Source organism: Treponema endosymbiont of Eucomonympha sp. (assembly GCF_001028545.1).
Genome location: NZ_BBPW01000378.1, coordinates 1 through 754, shown reverse-complemented (window position 1 = coordinate 754; position 754 = coordinate 1). Strand labels below are relative to the sequence as shown.

At 55.4% G+C, this 754-nt stretch carries 1 protein-coding gene; it reads right to left on the bottom strand.

The genetic code is table 11. From position 1 onward, the window contains the following. Positions 1-749, bottom strand: a protein-coding gene (locus tag AWU74_RS10765; protein ID WP_438816367.1) for an IS5 family transposase whose coding sequence is annotated in 2 segments (ribosomal slippage) — positions 1-404 and positions 404-749 — 750 coding nt annotated over the 2 segments. Because the reading frame shifts where the segments join, the coding sequence is not laid out codon by codon here. This gene is flagged as partial in the annotation. Between the last annotated feature and the right edge of the window lie 5 nt (positions 750-754).

Genomic DNA, 754 nt, shown 5'->3' with positions numbered 1-754 from the left:
GTGGACTGGAAGGTAGAGGAACAAACACCTGACATGAATGGCGGCGATGAAGGAAGCGGTGAGCTTTGCATAGCGCGTAGCAATTCCCCGCCAGCGCTTGAGGGCACGGAAGACGTTTTCAATGACGTGCCGCGCCCGATACAGTTCATGATTGTACGCTCTTTGCTCTTTCCGGCTTTTAACCGGAGGGATGACTGCTGCTATATCCGCTTCTTTAAGCATATCGAGCAGCTCGTTCGTGTCATACGCCTTGTCCGCAAGGAACGCTTCCGCCTCCAAATCCTCCATAAGGAGAGGCGCTTGGCTGCAGTCCGCGACAGTACCGCTTGTCACAATGCCGCTTGCCGGTATCCCGTACTCGTCAACCGTCAAATGTAATTTGCTGTTCAGCCCCCTTTTGTGCGGCTAATGTCCTGAGTGCCGCCTTGTGCTCCGCATGCGTCCGCGTGTGCTTTGATATACGTCGAATCTATCATACGGATATCCCCGGCAGGCTCGCCTATTGCGGCGTCCGCCAGCGTTTTCCATATTCCCTTGTCCCGCCAGCGGCAAAACCGCTTGTGTATGCTGTTCCAGTTTCCGAATTCTGGCGGTATATCTCTCCACGGAGCACCCGTGCGCGTCTGCCACGCTACCGCATTAATAAACAAGCGGTTGTCTTTCGCCACTCCCCCGTGCTTCCCTGCCTGTCCGGGCAGCAGTTCTTTTATCCGTTCCCACGCCTCGTCGCTTATATCGTGCCGGTGAATGCCTT